21 protein-coding genes are annotated in these 17,846 nt (G+C 72.3%); 5 read left to right on the top strand and 16 right to left on the bottom strand.

The window, feature by feature from the left end; translation table 11 throughout:
• Nucleotides 1-261 precede the first annotated feature (261 nt).
• Nucleotides 262-1,404, top strand: a complete 1,143-nt coding sequence (locus ACQP1P_RS07295) for a pyridoxal phosphate-dependent aminotransferase (RefSeq protein WP_433089888.1) — start codon at nt 262-264, stop codon at nt 1,402-1,404.
• A 5-nt stretch (nt 1,405-1,409) separates the two neighbouring features.
• Here the strand turns inward: ACQP1P_RS07295 and dprA are convergent, their stop codons facing one another.
• The 4 genes from dprA to ACQP1P_RS07275 form a co-directional block, all read right to left on the bottom strand.
• On the bottom strand, nt 1,410-2,681 hold the full coding sequence (dprA, locus tag ACQP1P_RS07290; protein ID WP_433084314.1) for a DNA-processing protein DprA: 1,272 nt from the start codon (nt 2,679-2,681) through the stop codon (nt 1,410-1,412).
• Entirely contained in the window at nt 2,678-4,192 is a 1,515-nt protein-coding gene (locus tag ACQP1P_RS07285; protein WP_433084312.1) for a YifB family Mg chelatase-like AAA ATPase, read from the bottom strand. The genes dprA and ACQP1P_RS07285 overlap by 4 nt, the downstream gene beginning before the upstream one ends.
• Nucleotides 4,192-4,545, bottom strand: a complete 354-nt coding sequence (locus ACQP1P_RS07280; RefSeq protein ID WP_433084310.1) for a YraN family protein — start codon at nt 4,543-4,545, stop codon at nt 4,192-4,194. The genes ACQP1P_RS07285 and ACQP1P_RS07280 overlap by 1 nt, the downstream gene beginning before the upstream one ends.
• Before the next feature lie 162 nt (nt 4,546-4,707).
• On the bottom strand, nt 4,708-5,631 hold the full coding sequence (locus tag ACQP1P_RS07275) for a bifunctional helix-turn-helix transcriptional regulator/GNAT family N-acetyltransferase (RefSeq protein WP_433084308.1): 924 nt from the start codon (nt 5,629-5,631) through the stop codon (nt 4,708-4,710).
• Between ACQP1P_RS07275 and ACQP1P_RS07270 the strand changes: the two genes are divergently transcribed.
• From ACQP1P_RS07270 to ACQP1P_RS07255, 4 genes are all read left to right on the top strand, one after another.
• Complete coding sequence (locus tag ACQP1P_RS07270) at nt 5,630-6,016, top strand: ACT domain-containing protein (RefSeq protein ID WP_433084306.1); 387 nt, start codon at nt 5,630-5,632, stop codon at nt 6,014-6,016. The genes ACQP1P_RS07275 and ACQP1P_RS07270 overlap by 2 nt on opposite strands.
• Nucleotides 6,013-6,375, top strand: a complete 363-nt coding sequence (locus ACQP1P_RS07265) for a hypothetical protein (protein WP_433084304.1) — start codon at nt 6,013-6,015, stop codon at nt 6,373-6,375. The genes ACQP1P_RS07270 and ACQP1P_RS07265 overlap by 4 nt, the downstream gene beginning before the upstream one ends.
• Before the next feature lie 422 nt (nt 6,376-6,797).
• Nucleotides 6,798-7,685, top strand: coding sequence for a tyrosine recombinase XerC (locus tag ACQP1P_RS07260; RefSeq protein ID WP_433084303.1), 888 nt, complete (start codon nt 6,798-6,800; stop codon nt 7,683-7,685).
• A 208-nt stretch (nt 7,686-7,893) separates the two neighbouring features.
• Nucleotides 7,894-9,051, top strand: a complete 1,158-nt coding sequence (locus ACQP1P_RS07255) for an aminotransferase class V-fold PLP-dependent enzyme (RefSeq protein WP_433084301.1) — start codon at nt 7,894-7,896, stop codon at nt 9,049-9,051.
• A gap of 29 nt (nt 9,052-9,080) precedes the next feature.
• Here the strand turns inward: ACQP1P_RS07255 and ACQP1P_RS07250 are convergent, their stop codons facing one another.
• From ACQP1P_RS07250 to ACQP1P_RS07195, 12 genes are all read right to left on the bottom strand, one after another.
• Nucleotides 9,081-9,680, bottom strand: coding sequence for a M23 family metallopeptidase (locus ACQP1P_RS07250; RefSeq protein WP_433084299.1), 600 nt, complete (start codon nt 9,678-9,680; stop codon nt 9,081-9,083).
• A 129-nt stretch (nt 9,681-9,809) separates the two neighbouring features.
• Nucleotides 9,810-10,130, bottom strand: a complete 321-nt coding sequence (locus ACQP1P_RS07245) for a DUF2469 domain-containing protein (protein ID WP_033357832.1) — start codon at nt 10,128-10,130, stop codon at nt 9,810-9,812.
• Nucleotides 10,127-10,873: a ribonuclease HII gene (locus ACQP1P_RS07240; RefSeq protein WP_433084297.1), complete on the bottom strand. Its 747-nt coding sequence runs from the start codon at nt 10,871-10,873 to the stop codon at nt 10,127-10,129. The genes ACQP1P_RS07245 and ACQP1P_RS07240 overlap by 4 nt, the downstream gene beginning before the upstream one ends.
• Before the next feature lies 1 nt (nt 10,874).
• The gene (locus ACQP1P_RS07235) at nt 10,875-11,333 is read right to left on the bottom strand and encodes an NUDIX hydrolase (RefSeq protein WP_433084295.1); all 459 of its coding nucleotides are present in this window, start codon (nt 11,331-11,333) and stop codon (nt 10,875-10,877) included.
• A 21-nt stretch (nt 11,334-11,354) separates the two neighbouring features.
• On the bottom strand, nt 11,355-11,996 hold the full coding sequence (gene lepB, locus ACQP1P_RS07230; RefSeq protein ID WP_433084293.1) for a signal peptidase I: 642 nt from the start codon (nt 11,994-11,996) through the stop codon (nt 11,355-11,357).
• Between the two features lie 21 nt (nt 11,997-12,017).
• Nucleotides 12,018-12,875 (bottom strand): signal peptidase I, encoded by an 858-nt coding sequence (lepB, locus tag ACQP1P_RS07225; protein ID WP_433089886.1) that lies wholly within the window; start codon nt 12,873-12,875, stop codon nt 12,018-12,020.
• Between the two features lie 808 nt (nt 12,876-13,683).
• Complete coding sequence (gene rplS, locus ACQP1P_RS07220; RefSeq protein ID WP_350621052.1) at nt 13,684-14,043, bottom strand: 50S ribosomal protein L19; 360 nt, start codon at nt 14,041-14,043, stop codon at nt 13,684-13,686.
• Between the two features lie 130 nt (nt 14,044-14,173).
• Nucleotides 14,174-14,890 carry a tRNA (guanosine(37)-N1)-methyltransferase TrmD gene (gene trmD / locus ACQP1P_RS07215; protein WP_433084292.1) on the bottom strand — a complete coding sequence of 239 codons (717 nt, stop codon included), beginning with the start codon at nt 14,888-14,890 and terminating at the stop codon, nt 14,174-14,176.
• Nucleotides 14,887-15,435, bottom strand: a complete 549-nt coding sequence (gene rimM, locus ACQP1P_RS07210; protein ID WP_433089885.1) for a ribosome maturation factor RimM — start codon at nt 15,433-15,435, stop codon at nt 14,887-14,889. The genes trmD and rimM overlap by 4 nt, the downstream gene beginning before the upstream one ends.
• A gap of 6 nt (nt 15,436-15,441) precedes the next feature.
• Complete coding sequence (locus ACQP1P_RS07205; RefSeq protein WP_033357826.1) at nt 15,442-15,699, bottom strand: RNA-binding protein; 258 nt, start codon at nt 15,697-15,699, stop codon at nt 15,442-15,444.
• Entirely contained in the window at nt 15,674-16,135 is a 462-nt protein-coding gene (gene rpsP, locus ACQP1P_RS07200; RefSeq protein WP_433084290.1) for a 30S ribosomal protein S16, read from the bottom strand. The genes ACQP1P_RS07205 and rpsP overlap by 26 nt, the downstream gene beginning before the upstream one ends.
• Before the next feature lie 872 nt (nt 16,136-17,007).
• Nucleotides 17,008-17,658: a DUF402 domain-containing protein gene (locus ACQP1P_RS07195; RefSeq protein WP_433089883.1), complete on the bottom strand. Its 651-nt coding sequence runs from the start codon at nt 17,656-17,658 to the stop codon at nt 17,008-17,010.
• Nucleotides 17,659-17,846 lie beyond the last annotated feature (188 nt).

Raw genomic sequence — 17,846 nt, 5'->3', positions numbered from 1 at the left:
GCTCTCGGGATCGCAGGCGTTCCTCGTGCACGCTCCGCGGTCCTCCCGCACTTGACGCCGACCGGTCCGCGTTCGGGGCCTTTGCACTCGCGTGTCTCCCCCGGCCGCCAATCCAGCCCTCGGCCCGGAGATGCTCGCCGATCCCATCGGCCCGCACCCGCAGCGGGATCCACCGGGCCAGGACCGCAGCGGTCCGAGCGCTGCTCCCAGCCGCATACTCGGGGGGTGACTGACGCCTCGCGTGATCCGCTCATCGCCCGCATGCGCCCGTTCGGCACCACCATCTTCGCGGAGATGTCGGCGCTCGCCGTGCGCACCGGCTCCGTCAACCTCGGCCAGGGCTTCCCGGACACCGACGGCCCGGCCGCGATGCTCGACGCGGCGGCCGCGGCGATCCGCGGCGGCCGCAACCAGTACCCGCCGGGCCCCGGCATCCCCGAGCTGCGCGCCGCGATCTCGGCCCACCAGCGGTCCTTCTGGGGCCTCGAGTACGACCCGGACGGCGAGATCCTGGTGACCGCCGGCGCGACCGAGGCGATCGCGGCGAGCATCCTGGCCCTGTGCGAGCCCGGCGACGAGGTCGTCTGCTTCGAGCCGTACTACGACTCCTACGCCGCCTCCATCGCGCTCGCCGGAGCCGTCCGCCGCCCGGTCACCCTGCGGGCCGCCGAGGGCCGATACTCCTTCGACCCGGCCGAGCTGCGCGCCGCGTTCGGCCCGCGGACCCGCCTGGTGCTGCTCAACTCCCCCCACAACCCGACCGGCAAGGTCTTCACCGAGGCCGAGCTCACCCAGATCGCCGAGCTGTGCGTCGAGTACGACGTCCTCGCCGTCACCGACGAGGTGTACGAGCACCTGATCTTCAGCGACGCGGCCGCCCCGCACGTACCGCTCGCCGGGCTGCCCGGCATGCGGGAGCGCACGGTGCAGATCTCCTCGGCCGGTAAGACGTTCTCGTGCACCGGCTGGAAGATCGGCTGGGTGTGCAGCACGCGCCCGCTGGTGTCGGCCGTGACGCGGGTGAAGCAGTTCCTGACGTACGTCAACGCCGGCCCGCTGCAGCCCGCGATCGCGGTGGCCCTGGAGTCGCCGGCCTCCTATTACCAGGAGTTCCGCGACGAGCTGCAGCGCAAGCGCGACCGCCTGTGCAAGGGCCTGACGGAGGCCGGGTTCGCGGTGCTGCAGCCCGAGGGCACGTACTTCGTCACCGCCGACATCACCCCGCTGGGCGGCACCGACGGCGTCGAGTTCTGCCTGGCGCTGCCCGAGCGCTGCGGCGTCGTCGCGGTGCCGACACAGGTCTTCTACGACGACGCCGAGGCCGGCCGGCGGCTCGTCCGGTTCGCGTTCTGCAAGCGCGACGAGGTCCTCGACGAGGCGGTCGCGCGGCTGCAGCGACTCTGACTCGCTCACCACTGCTCCTCTCCGCGGACCGGTCGGGGCTCCGCGCTCCCCCGGCGGCCCGCCGGGCGCCCGGCCGGCGGAGATTCGCCCTCGACCGGACCGCGCGGCTCGCTGCTGAGCCGATAGCCGTCCGGCCCCGACACCACGAACCCGAGCTCCTCCAACAGCGGCAGATTCCGCCGGGCGTCGCGCCCGCTGACCCCGGCCGTGGCGGCGATCTGCTCCGCCGTCGTCGCCCGCCGCGGCCGGACCGCGTCAAGAATCCGAGCCTGCAGCGGATCGAGAACGTCCTCGGGCCGCCCGGCCCCCTGGATCGGCGTGGCCAGCTCCCCGATGCTGCCGATCTCCTCGATGATCTCCTCGACCCGGGTCACCAGCACCGTGCCCGGCTGCCGCAGCTCGACGTGGCAACCGACCGACATCGGCGAGTTGATCGGCCCCGGGACGACCATCGCGGTGCGTTGGAGCAGCCGGGCGTACCCGAGTGTGCTGCGCGCCCCGCTGCGTGACCCGGCCTCGATCATCACCGTGCCCCTCGTCGCCGCGGCGATCACCCGATTGCGGGTCAGGAACCGCGTCTTGTGCGGGTGGGTGCCGGGCGGCCACTCGGTGACCAGCAGCCCCTCGTCGCCGATCTGCTCGAGCACCGCCGCATTCGCCGCCGGGTACGCCTTGTCGATCCCGCACGCCAGCACCGCGACCGTCGCGCCCGCTCCGGCCAGCGCACCCCTATGCGCCGTCACGTCGACGCCGAGCGCTCCGCCGGACACGACCGTCCACCCGGACTCCGCGAGCCCGTACGCGAACTCCGATGCGACATACGCGCCATACCCGGTGATCGCCCTCGCGCCCACCACCGAGACGGCCCGCTCCAGCGTCTCGGCGAACCGCAGCGGTCCGCGCAGCCAGACACACATGGGCGGATCGGTGTCGCGGCGCAGCATGTTGCCCTCGCGGCTGGCCTTGACCAGGTCGTCGAGCGCCAGCGGCCACTCGTCGTCGACCGCGGTGACGATCCGCGCCCCGAGCCGCTGCGCCAGCTCCTCCATCCGCTCGGCGAGCTGCGCGCCCACGTCCGGCGAGCCCTCCACGCCGGAGCCCCGGATCCTCGCCTGCACCGCCCCCGCCAGCGCGCGCGAGATGCCGAACCCACCGACCGCCCGAGCCAACGCCTCCTGCGCGCCGACCGAGCGCACGAGCACACCGAGCTCGCGGCATCCGGGCTCGACGAGCATCCCGAGCGCCATGCGCGCCACCCGCTCCTCCCCCGGCCTCATCGCACGGTCCTCGAACGCAGCTCGAGCGCTTCCCGCACATCCGCCGCCTCGGGCCGGATCCGTCCATCAAGATCCGCGATCGTCCACGCCACCCGCATCGACCGCTCGAAGCCTCGAGCCGAGAGCCGGCCGCGGTCCATCTCGATCGTCAGCGGACGCAGCACCGACCTCGAGAGCCGGAACCGACCGTCGCGCAGCATCGAGGCCGGGACGTCGCCGTTCGTCTTCGCACTGCGCCCCCAGCGCGCCGCCGCTGCGCCGCGGGCCTCCAGCACCCGTTTCGCGATCACCGAGGACGGCTCCACGTGTTCGGTGCCGAGCAGCGCCGCGGAACGCACCGGATCGAGATCGACCTGCAGGTCCACGCGATCCATCAGCGGTCCGGAGAGCCGGGCCTGATACCTCCGGCGGACGATCGACGGGCATTGGCACGTCTGGCGGCCGCCCGGCCGAGCGCAGGGACACGGGTTGGCGGCCATCACGAGCTGCGTCCGAGCCGGGTAGACGGTCTCACCGTAGGCGCGGCGGAGCCTGACCTGTCCCTGTTCCAGGGGTTGTCGCAGGGAGTCGAGCACCCCGGAGGCGAACTCGGCACACTCGTCCAGGAACAGCACCCCGTGGTGGGCGAGGCTGATCGCACCGGGCTTGGCGAGCCCGGGCCCTCCACCGACCAGCGCGGCGACGGAGGCGGTGTGATGCGGGGCCTGCAGCGGCGCCTGACGAACCAGCGTGCCGCTCGGCGCGAGCGTCCCCGCGATCGAGTGCAGGGCCGTCACCTCGATCGCCTCCTCGTCGTCGAGAGGTGGCAGCACACCGGGCAGCCGAGCGGCCAGCATCGTCTTGCCGGCACCGGGCGGGCCGAACATGGCGATGTGATGGCGACCGGCCGCGGCGAGCTCGATCACGCGACGTCCTCGCTCCTGGCCGAGCACGTCGGCGAGGTCGAGCGTGGAGGACGTCTCCGGGACCCGCTCGGAGACAGGATCCAGCAGGTTCTGGACCCCGTGCAGGTAGCCGATGATCCGGCCGAGGCTGTCGGTGGCGCGGACCTCGATGTCGGGGACGAGGCGGGCCTCGGTGACGTTCGCCAGCGGTACCAGCGCCAGCTCCTTCCCGGCCCGGCTCGCGGCCAGAACGGCGGGCAGCACTCCGCGAACCGGCCGGACGGTGCCGTCGAGCCCCAGCTCGCCGAGGATCACGGCGCCCTTGAGCCGTCCGATGGGCAGTTCGGCCCCGGCCGCGAGCACCGCGATCGCCACGGCGGTGTCGAAGCCGGAGCCGTGCTTGCGCACGTGTGCCGGGAGGAGGTTGACGGTGATGCGTGCCTGCGGCCAGTACGCGCCGGAGTTCTGTACGGCCGCCCGGACGCGGTCGCGGGCCTCGCTCAGCGCCGCGTCCGGCAGGCCGGAGACGACGAGACTGGGCAGGCCGGGGGCCACGTCGGCCTCGACGACGATGACCTCACCGGCCACGCCGTGCAGGGCGACGGAGTAGACGCGGGCGTACCCCATCAGAACGCCCCACGCAGGTGCTGGATGGCCACGCCCCGGCCGACGAGCACGCCGATCACGTCGAACCGGACGCGTTCCCAGCGCACGTCGTTCGCGGCCAGCCACATCTGGGCGAGCTTGCGCAGGCGGCGGACCTTGGCCGGCACAAGCGCCTCGGCAGGCTGGCCGTATCGCGTGCTGCGGCGGGTCTTGACCTCGACGAACACCACGTCGGCGCCGTCGCGGGCGACCACGTCCAGCTCACCCGCCGGGCTGCGCCAGTTGCGGTCGAGCAGGACGAGGCCCTGTGAGACGAGGTATCGGCAGGCGACTCGTTCACCGAAGCCGCCGACGAGCTGGTTGTGGTTCGTCATGCGGGCGACTCTCGCGGATCGGGGTGATCACTGCGTCGCACTGAAGCCCAGACCTGTGGACAACGAGGTGCTTGTGGATAAGTTGGAGGGAGTTCGGCGATGTTGGTATGCGGAGGGGTCGCGGCGCAGGCCGGGCGGCTTGGGGCCGCAACCGGGCCGTCGTCAGAAAATTTTCCGCCAGTGCTGGTGTACGAGGTCCTGACCGTAGGCCGGCTTGCGCTCCTCGTGATCGAGCTCGAACCCGGCTCGCTGGTACAGGCGGCGAGCGGCGCCGAGGATGTCGTGCGTGAACAGGACCATGTCGCGGTAGCCGGCGGCGCGGGCGAAGCGGACGCACTCGTCGACGAGGCGGCCGCCGACGCCGAGTCCGCGCGCCTTGGGTTCGACGAGCAACAGCCGGAGCTTCGCGGTCCCCTCACCCGCGCGGACACAGAAGATCGAGCCGACGGGCTCGCCGTCGACCTCGGCGATCCAGCCGCGATCCCAGCGCGGGTCGTGCGACTCGGCGTAGTCCGCGACGATGCGGGCGACCATCGCCTCGAAATCGTCGTTCCAGCCGTACTCCGCGGTGTAGAGCGCCCCGTGGCGCTGGACGACCCAGCCGAGGTCGCCCGGTCCCGGCGGGCGCAGCACGACCGTGGGCGCGGACGCCGTACCGTCGCCGAGGATGGTCTCGATGGCCTCCATGGCACCGATGAGGCGCCGCCGGTCCACCGCCGTCACCGCGCCCAGCAGGGCCGCCGCCTGCGCGTCCGAGCGCTGGTCGAGCTCGGCCTGGGCCGTCCGCCCGGCGTCGGTGAGGCGGATGCGCTGCTTGCGCGCGTCGGCGTCCGAGCGCTCCCGCACGACCAGGCCGTCGCCCTCGAAGCGGCCCAGGATGCGGCTCAGGTAGCCGGCGTCCATGTCGAGCCCCTGCCGGAGGTCGGCGACGTCCAGCACGCGCGCGGGCGCGGCGGCCAGCTCGTAGAGCACCCGGGCCTCGGCGAGCGAGTACGGCGAGTCGAGCAGTCCGGCTCGCAGCACGCCGATCAGGTTCGTGTAGAAGCGGTTGAACCGCCGGAACGCGGCGACCGACTCGATAGTCATGGTTGACATCGTCATCAGATTCCTTGACGTTGTCAACGAATTCCCCGAAAGGCGGGCGACGTGGCGTTGTAACGGCCGGGAAACGCAGCGTCGTCAGGCTTGCCCCATGTCGCTACGTCACGTGATCGTCGAACTTCCCGACCGGCCCGGCTCGCTCGGCCAGGTGACCACGCTGCTCGGCCGCCTGGGCGTCGACATCCGCCAGATGCGCGTACTCGGCCGGGACGGGACCGTGGCGACGGACGAGTTCGTGGTCAGCGTCCCCGGCCCGGTAATCGACCGGATGCTGCCGGAACTGATCGAAGAAATCCAAGGCGTACGCGTCCGATCGATTGAGCCGACGAATAGCGATAGCGGGATATCGGGCGCTATCGTGGCGGTATGACTGCTCCGGTCGAGAAACTCGTGGAGTTGCTCGAGACGCTCCCGGCCACGACCCGCCAGGAGATCACCGCCTGGCTGCTCGGACGCACGGTGCCCATGGACCGCAGCGGGCTCTTCGCCACCGCGGCGCTGCGCGGCCGGAACCTCATCGGGCCGCCCGACCTCGGCCAGGAGTCGGCCTCCCACGGCGTCCTGGGTGGTTCGCTGCCGCCCGGTGAGGAGAGCCAGCTGGTCACGTTCCGGCTGCCGGCCGAGCGGCACGCCGAGCTGCGCGTGTGGTGCACCGAGCACGGCTTCACGATGGCGGCCGTGGTGCGCGGGCTCATCGAGCGGTTCCTCGAAGAGCAGCAGCGCCGTTGACTCCCCGCGAGGCATCGCCGGACGACTCCGGCGCCGACACAGGCGCGGACGCGACCGCGAGCACTGACGCAGACGCAGGCGCGGACGCGACAGCAGGCGCGGACACGAGCACTGACGCTGACGCGACCGCAGGCGCGGACGCGGACACCGGCACCGGCGCGGGCCCAGGCGCAAGCGCGGGCACAAGCGCGGGCGCCCGTGCACACGCGGCCGAGCGCCTGCGCGACATCACGGCGACCGCGCGGGCGAGCGCGGCGGCGAAGGCCGGCACGGCGCCCACCGCAGAACAGCCACGCCCGACCGCGCGCGGACGCGGTTCCTCCCCGTCGCGTGGCGCCGCCGCAGTCCGGAGCGGCGGACGTGGCCAGGCCGCCGCGCCCGCGCCCGGCACGGCGGAGCTGCACGAGCGGCTGCCCGCGAGCATGCGGGACGCGGTCGACGACTTCGCGCGGTACCTCGCGGCCGAGCGGAACCGGTCGGTGCACACCGTGCGGGCCTACGTCGGTGATGTCGTGTCGCTGCTCGACCACGCCGCGGCCGGAGGCGCGGACGCGCCCGCGGGGCTGAGCCTCGCGGTGCTGCGCGGGTGGCTCGCGCGCAGGCGCGCGGCCGGGGACGCCCGCACGAGCCTCGCCCGGCACGCCGCGGCCGCGCGGACGTTCACCGCCTGGGCCCTGCGCGAGGGACTCATCGAGACGGACCCCGGCCAGCGCCTGGCCAGCCCGAAGGCGCACCGGGACCTGCCGACCGTGCTGCGCGCGGACCAGGCCGAGACGCTGGTGACGTCGCCGTCGGGCCGCGCGGACGCGTTGGGGTTGCGGGACCGGCTGGTGCTCGAGCTGCTCTACGCCACCGGGATCCGCGTCAGTGAGCTCTGCGGCCTGGACCTCGGCGACGTCGACCGGATGCGCCGCGTCGTACGGGTGGTGGGCAAGGGTGACAAGGAGCGCTCGGTGCCCTACGGGCTACCCGCCGACCATGCGCTGACCGCCTGGCTCCGGCACGGCCGCCCGGCCCTCGAGGGTGCTCGGAGCGGTGCGGCGTTGCTGCTCGGCGCCCGCGGTGGCCGGCTGCAGGCGGGCTCGGCGCGGCGGATCGTCGACGCGTACGCGCGGGCGGCCGGGCTCCCCCACACCTCGCCGCACGACCTGCGGCACTCGGCCGCCACGCACCTGCTGGAGGGCGGGGCGGACCTGCGCTCGGTCCAGGAGCTGCTCGGGCACGCATCGCTGTCGAGCACCCAGATCTACACCCACGTGTCCATCGAGCGGCTACGCGCCGCATACGAGCAGGCGCACCCACGCGCGTAAAACGCGACGCACGCGACCGCGAAAGCCGCGAAAAGGCGCGACTCACGCATGCGCGCAGGACGCGAGCGAGGAGGACGCGGCCAGAGCGGCCAGACAAGCGCAGGACGCGAGACAGGCGAGGGCGCCGGACGCGAGGCGAGGTGGGCGAGCGGAATGGGTCCGCGGCAAGTAGGCGCGGGAGCCGGGTGGGAGCCCTAAGATCGTGGATGTGTCCGCTCCCGAGCCGATTCCCGGTGCTCGGCTGCTGTTCTCGCACGACGCAGCCGTCGCGCACCTGAACCACGGCGCCTTCGGGATGGTGCCGGTCCCGGTCCAGCGGGCTCAGCAGCGGGTACGCGAGGAGATGGAAGCCAACCCGCACCGGTTCTTCGCCGTCGGGCTCGAGGAGCGCATCGCCCACGTGCGGCGGCACCTCGCCGCGTTCGTCGGCGCCGACCCCGAGGGCACGGCGCTGGTCGAGAACGCCTCCACGGCGACGTCGATCGTGCTCGGGAGCCTTGATCTCGGTACCGAAGACGAAATCGTGACGACCGATCACGGCTATGGTGCCGTGGACCTGGCGGTCGCCGCGACGTGCCGGCGCACCGGGGCGGTGCATCGGGTCGCGCGGGTGCCGCTGGAGGCCGACGACGCGGCGGTCACGGCGGCGGTGCTGGAGGCGACCACGCCCCGGACCCGGCTGGTGATCGTCGACCACATCACCGCCGCGACCGCGCGCGTGTTCCCGGTGCGGCGCATCGTCGAGGCGGTGCGGGAGCGCCGGGGTGAGCGGGTGGCGGTGCACGTCGACGCCGCGCACGTGCCGGGCGTCATCGACCCGCGGGTGAGCGAGCTCGGGGCCGACTTCTGGGCCGGGAACCTGCACAAGTGGGCGTATGCGCCGCGCGGCACCGCGCTGCTCGCCGTCGCGCCCGCGCGGAGGGCGCGCATCCGGCCGCTGGTCCTGTCGTGGTCCGCCGAGGCCGGCTTCCCCGCGAACCTGGAGTGGCTCGGGTCGCACGACTACACGCCCTGGCTGGCCGCGCCCACCGGGCTGTTCGTGCTGCGCACGCTGGGGATCGAGGCGGTCCGGCGGCACAACACGGCGCTGGCGGAGTACGGGCAGCGCGTGGTCGCGGAGGCGATCGGCGCCGAGGTGCCGGCGGCGACCGGGCTGCCGATGACGGTGATCCCGCTGCGCCCGGGCGTGGCGAGCGACCCGGAGGCGGCGGCGGCGCTGCGCCGGCGGATCTCGGACGAGCTCGCGGCCGAGGTCGGGCTGGCGGCGTGGCGCGGGCGCGGGTATCTGCGGCTGTCCGGCCAGATCTACAACCGGGCCGAGGACTATCAGCGGCTGGCGGCGGGGCTGCCGAAGCTGCTCGCATGAGGCGCTCGAACGAGTCGCGGGAGCGCGGGTCAGTGCAGCGGGAGGAGGCGTACGCGCGCCGGGCGGAGCAGGGTCAGCGGGTCGAGGTACACGTTGCCGTCGGTTCTCAGACCCCAGTGCAGGCACGCCGCCACCGGGCAGTTGGGGTGGCCCGGTCTCAGCGTGCCGAGGGGCGTTCCGCGCGAGACCGCCTGGCCCCGGACCACGGTCGCGGAGACCGGCTCGTAGGTGGTGCGCACGCCGCCGGGGTGCTCGACGCTCACCACCGGCCGGCCGCCCACCATCCCGGCGAAGACGACCGTGCCCTCGCCGGCGCTGCGCACGGTCTGGCCGGGGGCGCCCGCGAGGTCCACGCCCCGGTGGCCCGCGGCATAGCGGTCCGAGGGCGGCTCGAAGCCTCTCGTCACGGTCACCGGGCCGTCGAGCGGCGCCTGGAACACGCCGTCCGCCGGAGCCTCGGCCGGCGCTTCGGCAAAGCCGGCCGCGAAGGCGGATGAGGGCTCGGAGGAGGCCGCGGCCCGCTTGGGCGTGGACAAGGCCGAGGCAGCGGCGGCGATGGCCGTGGAGGCGGCGGCAACGGCGGTGGCGGCGAGGACGAGGAGCCCGAAGCGGGTCAAGTTCTTCAACATGGCCGCGAGCGTCGCGGATTCCGGCGGCCAGGGCAAACGCGATCTTGCCGCCTGTGGATAAACGGACCCGGCCTGCACAGGGACTGACAGGCCGGGTCGCGGTGTGCTAACGCACCCGCCGCTGACGCATCAGCCGCCGAAGCCGTTGTCGGGCAGCGAGATGTCGGGCTTCTCGAGCTCCTCGACGTTGACGTCCTTGAAGGTCATCACGCGGACGTTCTTCACGAAGCGAGCCGGCCGGTACATGTCCCAGACCCAGGCGTCGTGCATCTCGACCTCGAAGTAGACCTCGCCGTCCGAGTTGCGCACGTGCAGGTCGACCTGGTTGGCCAGGTAGAACCGGCGCTCGGTCTCCACCACGTAGGAGAACTGGCGGACGATGTCGCGGTACTCCCGGTAGAGCTGGAGCTCCATCTCGGTTTCGTACTTCTCGAGATCTTCGGCGCTCATCGCGGTCCGCCTTCCATAGCCACATTGTCGCCCACTTGCGCCGGAACCCGTGCGGCCTCGCCGGGCGCCACGCCGACGTTACCGCGCCGTGAGCCCGGCCGCCCCACCGCCGCCACGTTCGCGTAGGAGAAACGGTGCTCGGGGCACGGCCCGTGGGCCACGAGGGCCGCGCCGTGCACCGGGGTCGCATAGCCTTTGTGCTCGTCGAAGCCGTATTGCGGGTACGTCTCGTGCAGTTGCTCCATGATCCGGTCCCGCGTGACCTTCGCCACGACGCTCGCGGCCGCGACGCACGCCGCGACCTGGTCACCCTTCCAGACCGCAAGGCCAGGGATGCCCAGGCCGTCGACCTTGAAGCCGTCGGTGAGCGCGTACTCCGGCCGCACCGGCAGGCTCGCGAGGGCGCGCCGCATGCCGGCCAGGTTGCACACGTGCAGCCCGCGGCGGTCGATGTCGCCGGGCGGGATGACGATCGCGGTCCACGCCTCCGCGCGCCGGACCACCTGTTCGTAGACGCGCTCCCGCGCGGCCGCCGTCAGCAGCTTGGAGTCGTTGAGCTCCTCGATCTCGCCGCGGCGGCCCTGCGGCAGGATGACGGCGCCCACGACGAGGGGTCCCGCGCAGGCCCCACGGCCCGCCTCGTCGGCGCCGGCGACCCGGTTGAACCCGCGCCGCTGCAGGGCCCGCTCGAGGGCCCACAGGCCCGCGGCGCGGTGCACGACGGTGCGCGGAGGCGCGAGCATCTCAGGCCACCTCCCGCAGCAGGCCGGGGAGGTCGGCAGGGTAGAAGCGCTCCGACGTCGCGGCGAGCTCGTCCGCCGACCACCACCTGGTGCCGTCGACGCTGGTCGCCTCGTAGTCGGCGAGGTGGGAGAGATCAGCGGTGAACGCCTCCGAGCGCACGACGAAGAACGTCTGCTCCTGCGAGTACCAACGGCCGTCGAAGGGAAACTCGACCCGATCGGTGCGGATGGGCCCGACCAGGTCGGACCCGGTGATGCGCAGCCCGGTCTCCTCGTAGACCTCGCGCACGGCCGCGTCGGCGAGGGACTCCCCCGCCTCCAGGCCGCCGCCCACGGTGAACCAGTAGCGGTGCTCGGGCCGCGCCGGGTCGCATCCGCGCATGAGCAGGACGCGCCCGGACGGGTCGAGCAGGAGCACCCGCGCCGCCCGGCGGTCGATGTCTGCCGCGGCCTCCGTCATACCGACGAGACTACGACGCAATCACTTCGAGGTCGGATCCGGCACCTTGTCGAAGGTGTCCGGGACGCTGAGCCACTTGGCCCGGTCGAAGGGCCAGAAGACCACGAAGGCCCGGCCGATCACGGCGTCCTCGGGGATCGTGGCCTGGTTGGGATCTTTCGTGCGGATGAAGTTGTACCGCGAGTCGCCCGAGCGGGACCGATGGTCGCCCATCACCCACAGGCGGTCCTTGGGCACCGTGACGTCGAACTGCTCCTCGCTCGGGAGGTCCTGCAGCCCGTCGGCGTTGGCGTAGATGTAGGACTCGTCCAGCGGGGTGCCGTTGACCGTGATGCGCTGCTTGTCGTCGCAGCACACGACGTGGTCGCCCCCGACGGCGATGACGCGCTTGATGAAGTCCTCTTCGGACGGGTCGTTGCGCCACGAGTCCGGCGCCGTGAAGACGATGACCTCGCCGCGATGCGGGGAGCGGAAGTCGTACACCAGCTTGTTGACGAGCACACGATCCTTGATGAGCAGCGTGTTCTCCATCGACTCCGACGGGATGAAGAACGTCTGCAGGACGAAGGCGCGTACGACGACGGCGACGATGATCGCCACGCCCAGCAACACCGGCAGTTCGCGCCAGAAGCTACTGGGCTTTTTGGTCTGCTCGTCAATCACGCCCTGAAGGGTACGTGCTCGTCACCATCGGCGACGCCTCAACCGCTCCTGACGCGCCGAACGGGTCGAAAGCGAGAACGAGACAGCGATCGGCACAAGTACCATATCCGGGACCAATGGATCGTTGTGCGCACGCGTGACATGCGGCCCGGGTGGCGGCAGAGCCTGCGGTTTCGGGATGTTCTTGAACGTGTCCGGCACCGGTAGCCAGCCCCAGCGGCTGCTCGGCCAGAGGATCACGAACGCGCGGCCGATGACGTTGTCGATCGGCACCTGGCCCTGGCAGCGCGAGTCCTGGGAGACGCCGCGGTGGTCGCCCATCACGAACATCTGCCCGGCCTGGACCTTGATCGGCCCGAACCGGCGCGCCGTGCACTGCCTCGGGTTCGGGGCGGCGTCGAGCGGTGAGTTGTCGTAGAGGTACGCCGACTCGTCGAGCGGGTATCCGTTGACCGTGACGCGCCCGTCGACGTCGCAGCAGGCGACGGTGTCGCCCGGGAGCCCGATCACACGCTTGATGAAGTCCTTCTCACCCGGTTGGGAGAACCCGACGAGGTCGCCGACGGTCTGGCCGAGCTCGGCGAAGAAGCCGGCGTTCTTGTCGACCTGGTTCTCGGGCGCCCACGTGTCCGGGCCGGTGAACACGACGACCTCGCCGCGCTCGGGCTCCCGCACGTCGTACAGCACCTTGTTGACCAGCACCCGGTCGCCGACGAGGAGGGTCTCCTCCATCGAGCCCGACGGGATGAAGAACGCCTGGACCAGGAACGTGCGGATGAGCACGGCCAGGCAGAACGCGACGATCAGCAGCAGCGGCAGCTCCTGCCACAGCGGCATGTTCTTGCGCTTGCGGCGGACCTTGCTGCGCCACGTGGACACCGAGTCGTCCTCGAGCGGGGCACCCCGGCGGGGCCGCGCACCCGAGCCCGTCGAGCGCTCGCCACGGTCATAGCCGCGTTCGTACCGATCCGCGCGCTCCCGCTCGCGACGTTCCCGCGGATCGTCGTATCCGGGCTCGTCGTAGCCGCGGTCGCGCTCGAACGCGCGGTCGCGCACCATCGGCGGCTCGTCGCGGTCCCATTGGCCGCGCCGGGAGCCGTACGGGTCGTCGTCCCAGGAGCGCCCGCGGTTTCGATCGCGCAGGTCACCGCGATCGTCGCCGCGGCTCCAGCCGCGCTCCGGCTCGCGACCCCAGTCGCCCCGGCCGCCGCCCGAACTCCAGTCGTCGCGCTGGTAGCCACCCCGGCCCGGCGCGGGGTCGCGCCCGGGCTCCACGTCACGACGACCGGGCACGACGTCGCGGCCGGGCGGCGTCTCGCTGCGCCCGTAGGCGTCGCGGGCGTCACGCTGCCAGCCACCGTCGTAGGCGCGCTGCCCCTCCTCGGCGTCCGAGCGCCCCGGGGTCGACCAGTAGTCGTGGCCCGGGTAGCTGACGCCACCGAAGGGTTGCTGCTGCCCGCGCCGTCCGCCCGCCTGGTCCAGGGGGCGATCGCGCGGGTGTTGGTCGTCGGCGCGATCGTCGTAACCATCGCGGCCGTAGGGGTCACTTGCCATCGGCGTCAGCCTAGATGCACAAGACCACTTTGGGGAGACCGGCTCCAGATGACCGAAAGATCCGATCCCGGACGCGACGCAGGGAGGGTGCGCGCCGCGCCCCTCCCCGTCGGCGATCCAGCGAAGCGCGAGGTCAGCTGCTGACCTTGGTCTCGCGCTTCTCCTTGATCTTGGCCTTCTTGCCCCGCAGGTCACGGAGGTAGTAGAGCTTCGCGCGGCGCACGTCGCCGCGCGTCACGACCTCGATCCGGTCGACGGCCGGGCTGTTCACCGGGTAGGTGCGCTCGACGCCGACGCCGAAGCTCACCTTCCGGACCGAGAAGGTCTCCCGCAGGCCGGCGCCCTGGCGACGGATCACGACGCCCTGGAAGACCTGGACCCGGGACCGGTTGCCCTCGACGACCCGGGCGTGCACCTTGACGGTGTCACCGGCGCGGAAGCTCGGGATATCGGTCCGCTGCGACTGTGCGTCCAGCGCGTCCAGCGTGTTCATCGCGGCTGTTCCTCGTCACTCAAGGCACGCCCGATCTCCGCGGCGCGCGAGGGTTTGTGATCATGGGTGCCGGACACGTCAGGCCGCGGCAACCTCACTACTTTGCCACATCGACGCGCAGAACCTGAAATCAGGCCCCTTGATCACCCTCGGCGGCCCGCCGCTCGAGGGCGGCGATGAGGTCCGGGCGGCGCTCGGCGGTGCGCTGCAGGGCCTGCTCGCGGCGCCACCGCGCGATGCGGCCGTGGTCGCCCGAGCGGAGGATGTCGGGCACGTCCAGGCCGCGCCAGCTGGGCGGCTTGGTGTACATCGGCGCCTCGAGGACCCCGTCGGCGTGCGACTCCTCCACCAGCGAGTCGGCGTTGCCCAGCACGCCCGGAAGCAGCCGGGTGACCGCCTCGAGCACCACGAGGACCGCGACCTCGCCCCCGAAGAGCACGTAGTCGCCGAGGGAGACCTCGCTCACGCGCATCCGCGCGGCGGCGTGGTCGAAGACGCGCTGGTCGATGCCCTCGTACCGGCCGCACGCGAACATCAGGTGCTCCTCGCCCGCCAGGGCGCGCGCGGTCGCCTGGGTGAACGGAGCGCCGGCCGGGCTCGGCACGATCAGGTGGGTCTCCGGGCCGGCCAGCGCGTCGAGGGCCTGGCCCCACGGCTCGGGCCGCATCACCATGCCGGGACCGCCGCCGTACGGCGTGTCGTCCACGGTGCGATGGACGTCGTGCGTCCATTTCCGCAGATCGTGTACTGCCAGCTGGAGCGTCCCGTTCGCGCGCGCCTTGCCGATCAGGGACAGATCGAGCGGCGCGAGGTACTCCGGAAAGATCGTGACGACGTCGACCCTCATAGGTCGAAGAGGCCTTCCGGCGGGGTGATCACGATGCGCCGCCCGGGCACGTCGACCTCGGGAACGATCTCGCGCACGAACGGCACCAGGCCGGTGCGCCCGTCGGCGAGCCGCACGACGAGCAGGTCGTGCGCGGGCGCGTGGTCGATGCGCAGCAGCTCGCCCACGTGCTCCCCCGCGGCGTCGACGACGTCGAGCCCGACCAGCTCGTGGTCGCTGAACTCGTCCGGGTCGTCGCTCGGCGGGATCGTGGCGCTGTCCACGCACAGCAGGACGCCGCGCATGTCCTCGGCGAGGTTGCGGTCGTAGATGCCCTCGAAGACCACCAGGAGGCGGCCCTGGTGCGGGCGGACCGTTTCGATGGTGAGCGTCGGCGGCGGCCGCCACGCGCCCGGCGGGACGGTCTGCAGATGCCGCACCGCCGTCGAGTCGGTCTCGAGGACCGACCCGACGGCGAAACGCTCAGCCGGCGCGTCCGTGCGCACGTCCACGACGACTTCGCCGCGGACGCCGTGCGCGCGGATGACCTGACCGACGACGAGCAGCATGCGTCAGTACGCGTCGACGATCTCGACGCGCACGCCGCGGCCGCCGATCGACGTGATGACCTGCCGCAGCGCCTTGGCCGTGCGGCCGCCGCGCCCGATCACGGTGCCGAGGTCCTCCGGGTTGACCCGGACCTCCAGCCGCTGACCGCGGCGGGAGTCGACCATGCGCACCCGGACATCGTCAGGATTGTCGACGATGCCCTTGACCAGGTGCTCGAGCGCCGGGCGCAGCACGTCAGGCCTCCGCGCCGGCGCCGGCACCGGACTGCTCCTCCGCCTGCGCGGCCGGAGCCTCGGCTTCGGCCTTCTTCTTCGGTTCGGCGGCCTTCTTCGCCTTCGGCGCGTCGGCGAGACCGGCGGCGGCCTGCGCCTCGGCCTCGTAGGCGGCCTTGCGGTCGGGAGCCGCGGCGCGGACCTTCAGCGGCTCGGCCGGGGCCGGCAGACCCTTGAACTTCTGCCAGTCGCCGGTCTTGGACAGGATGGCCTGCACGGCCTCGCTCGGCTGCGCGCCGACGGAGAGCCAGTGCTGGACGCGGTCGGAGTTGACCTCGATGCGCGAGGGCTCCTCCTTCGGGTGGTACAGCCCGACGAACTCGATCGCCCGACCATCACGCTTGGTGCGCGAGTCGGCGACGACGATGCGGTACTGCGGGTTGCGGATCTTGCCCATCCGCAGGAGCCGGATCTTGACGGCCACTTGGTTGCTCGCTCCTGGATCTGTTGGAAGCCGAGCGACCGCCCGGACACCGTGGGGATGGCGCCGTCGGCTGCTCTGTTGGACTGGCGCGACGCCGGGTTAGAGGGCTCGGACGCACACCGGATACCAGCAGACCATTGTGCCAGACCCGCTACCGTGCGCAAAAACGACCCCGCGTGAGCCCATCCTCTCCCGCGCCACGGCCGCTTGTTCCATTTTCGGCCCTTTTCGCCGGTACCTCCGGTGCAGCCCCCGCCCCTCACCCGAATTCGACAAGCCGGACGCCCTCGGCGATGAACGTTTCACGGCCGATCTCCCACGCGGGTGGCTTCGGCGACGTCTGACCTCGCGCCCGGCCGATCTCCCACGCGGGTGGCTTCGCCGACGTCTGACCTCGCGCCCGGCCGATCTCCCACGCGGGTGGCTTCGCCGACGTCTGACCTCGCGCCCGGCCGATCTCCCACGCGGGTGGCTTCGCCGACGTCTGACCTCGCGCCCGGCCGATCCCGCCCGCCGATCTCGCCCGACCGATCCCGCACGGCTGATCCGGCGCGCGGACGCGTGTAGCTGCCGCTCGGGCTGCGTCATCCGGGGCTTGATCCGCGCCACCGGAGGCCGACTACGCTGCGGCGCCCGTTTGGTCTCGCTGCGGCGCGCGCCCGTTTGGTCTCGCTGCGGCGCGCGCCCGTTTGGTCTCGCTGCGGCGCGACCGGTCGATGACCCAGCCGTCGGCTCGCCCCGTCGCCCCGGTCGCGCGCGGACGCCTGGGCGCTCGGATGCCCAACTGCCGGGTCGCCCAGACACGCGGGTTCTTAGGTTGCCCGGGTCGCTCGGGCCCGCCTGTTCGGACGCGCGGGAGCGCCGGGCGGATGTCAGCGAAGCGGGGGCCGGTCCCAGCCGGCTTCGAGGCCGGGCAGCTCCCACTCGGGCGGCGGCATGAAGTCCGTCCAGGTGCCGTCGAACGGAAAGCCCCCCGCCTCGATCTCCTTGACGACCCGCAGACCCTCCTCGCGCACCGCCGCCTCGTCCTCGACCCAGTAGTGCTCCGGCAGCGCGAGCCGCTCGAGGAACTCCTCCTCGTCCTTCCACTCCCAGGTACGGTCCGGCGCCACGATGATGTCGAGATCCTCGTCGGTCACGTCGACCCCGGACGCGGCCCCCGCATCGCTCCAGCGGATCGCCGGACGCTCCAGGTTGACGTACCACCCGGTGAACTCGTCAGCATCGTTGCGGAACCACCACACCGAGTGCGCGGGATCGCCGGGGCGGTGCAGCTTCAGCACGCCCGGCCCGTTCCAGGTGCCCTGCTTGAGCGAGGTCCCACGCGTGACGTAGTCGGCGAACGGCATCGTCCGCATCCCGTACCCGTCGCCGGACACCTCGTTGACCACGGGCGTGTGGCGCGCGATCCACAGCAGCAACCCGCGCTCGTCATCGGACACGACACGAGCGGGCCGCACCCACCCGATCCGCCCCCGCCGCACATTGCGATGCATGATCACCTGGCCGGGCGTGAAGACGATGCTCAACCGCGCTCCCTGGGTAGGCCCCGCCCCGCGGGGTTCCGGTGACACCTGGATTCACTCGCGCTCGGGAGCGGCCACAGCCGCTCGGGAGCCATCACACCCGCTCGCGAGCGACCACGCGCGCTCGGTAGCGGCCACGCGGGCACTCAAGAGCAGTCATGCCGCTCGAAAGCGATGGACGCCCG

The sequence above is a fragment of the Dactylosporangium sp. CA-052675 genome (assembly GCF_050947935.1).
Classification (GTDB): domain Bacteria; phylum Actinomycetota; class Actinomycetes; order Mycobacteriales; family Micromonosporaceae; genus Dactylosporangium.
Note: the sequence above shows the minus strand (reverse complement) of the source record. Positions and strands in the feature narration are given on the sequence as shown.

What these genes read in the sequence shown, in the direction of transcription:
- ACQP1P_RS07295 (WP_433089888.1), top strand. Translation starts at nt 262, where the DNA reads ATGCGCCCGTTCGGCACCACCATCTTCGCGGAGATGTCGGCGCTCGCC.
- dprA (WP_433084314.1), bottom strand. Translation starts at nt 2,681, where the DNA reads ATGAGGCCGGGGGAGGAGCGGGTGGCGCGCATGGCGCTCGGGATGCTC.
- ACQP1P_RS07285 (WP_433084312.1), bottom strand. Translation starts at nt 4,192, where the DNA reads ATGGGGTACGCCCGCGTCTACTCCGTCGCCCTGCACGGCGTGGCCGGT.
- ACQP1P_RS07280 (WP_433084310.1), bottom strand. Translation starts at nt 4,545, where the DNA reads ATGACGAACCACAACCAGCTCGTCGGCGGCTTCGGTGAACGAGTCGCC.
- ACQP1P_RS07270 (WP_433084306.1), top strand. Translation starts at nt 5,630, where the DNA reads ATGGTTGACATCGTCATCAGATTCCTTGACGTTGTCAACGAATTCCCC.
- ACQP1P_RS07275 (WP_433084308.1), bottom strand. Translation starts at nt 5,631, where the DNA reads ATGACTATCGAGTCGGTCGCCGCGTTCCGGCGGTTCAACCGCTTCTAC.
- ACQP1P_RS07265 (WP_433084304.1), top strand. Translation starts at nt 6,013, where the DNA reads ATGACTGCTCCGGTCGAGAAACTCGTGGAGTTGCTCGAGACGCTCCCG.
- ACQP1P_RS07260 (WP_433084303.1), top strand. Translation starts at nt 6,798, where the DNA reads ATGCGGGACGCGGTCGACGACTTCGCGCGGTACCTCGCGGCCGAGCGG.
- ACQP1P_RS07250 (WP_433084299.1), bottom strand. Translation starts at nt 9,680, where the DNA reads ATGTTGAAGAACTTGACCCGCTTCGGGCTCCTCGTCCTCGCCGCCACC.
- ACQP1P_RS07245 (WP_033357832.1), bottom strand. Translation starts at nt 10,130, where the DNA reads ATGAGCGCCGAAGATCTCGAGAAGTACGAAACCGAGATGGAGCTCCAG.
- ACQP1P_RS07240 (WP_433084297.1), bottom strand. Translation starts at nt 10,873, where the DNA reads ATGCTCGCGCCTCCGCGCACCGTCGTGCACCGCGCCGCGGGCCTGTGG.
- ACQP1P_RS07235 (WP_433084295.1), bottom strand. Translation starts at nt 11,333, where the DNA reads ATGACGGAGGCCGCGGCAGACATCGACCGCCGGGCGGCGCGGGTGCTC.
- rplS (WP_350621052.1), bottom strand. Translation starts at nt 14,043, where the DNA reads ATGAACACGCTGGACGCGCTGGACGCACAGTCGCAGCGGACCGATATC.
- trmD (WP_433084292.1), bottom strand. Translation starts at nt 14,890, where the DNA reads ATGAGGGTCGACGTCGTCACGATCTTTCCGGAGTACCTCGCGCCGCTC.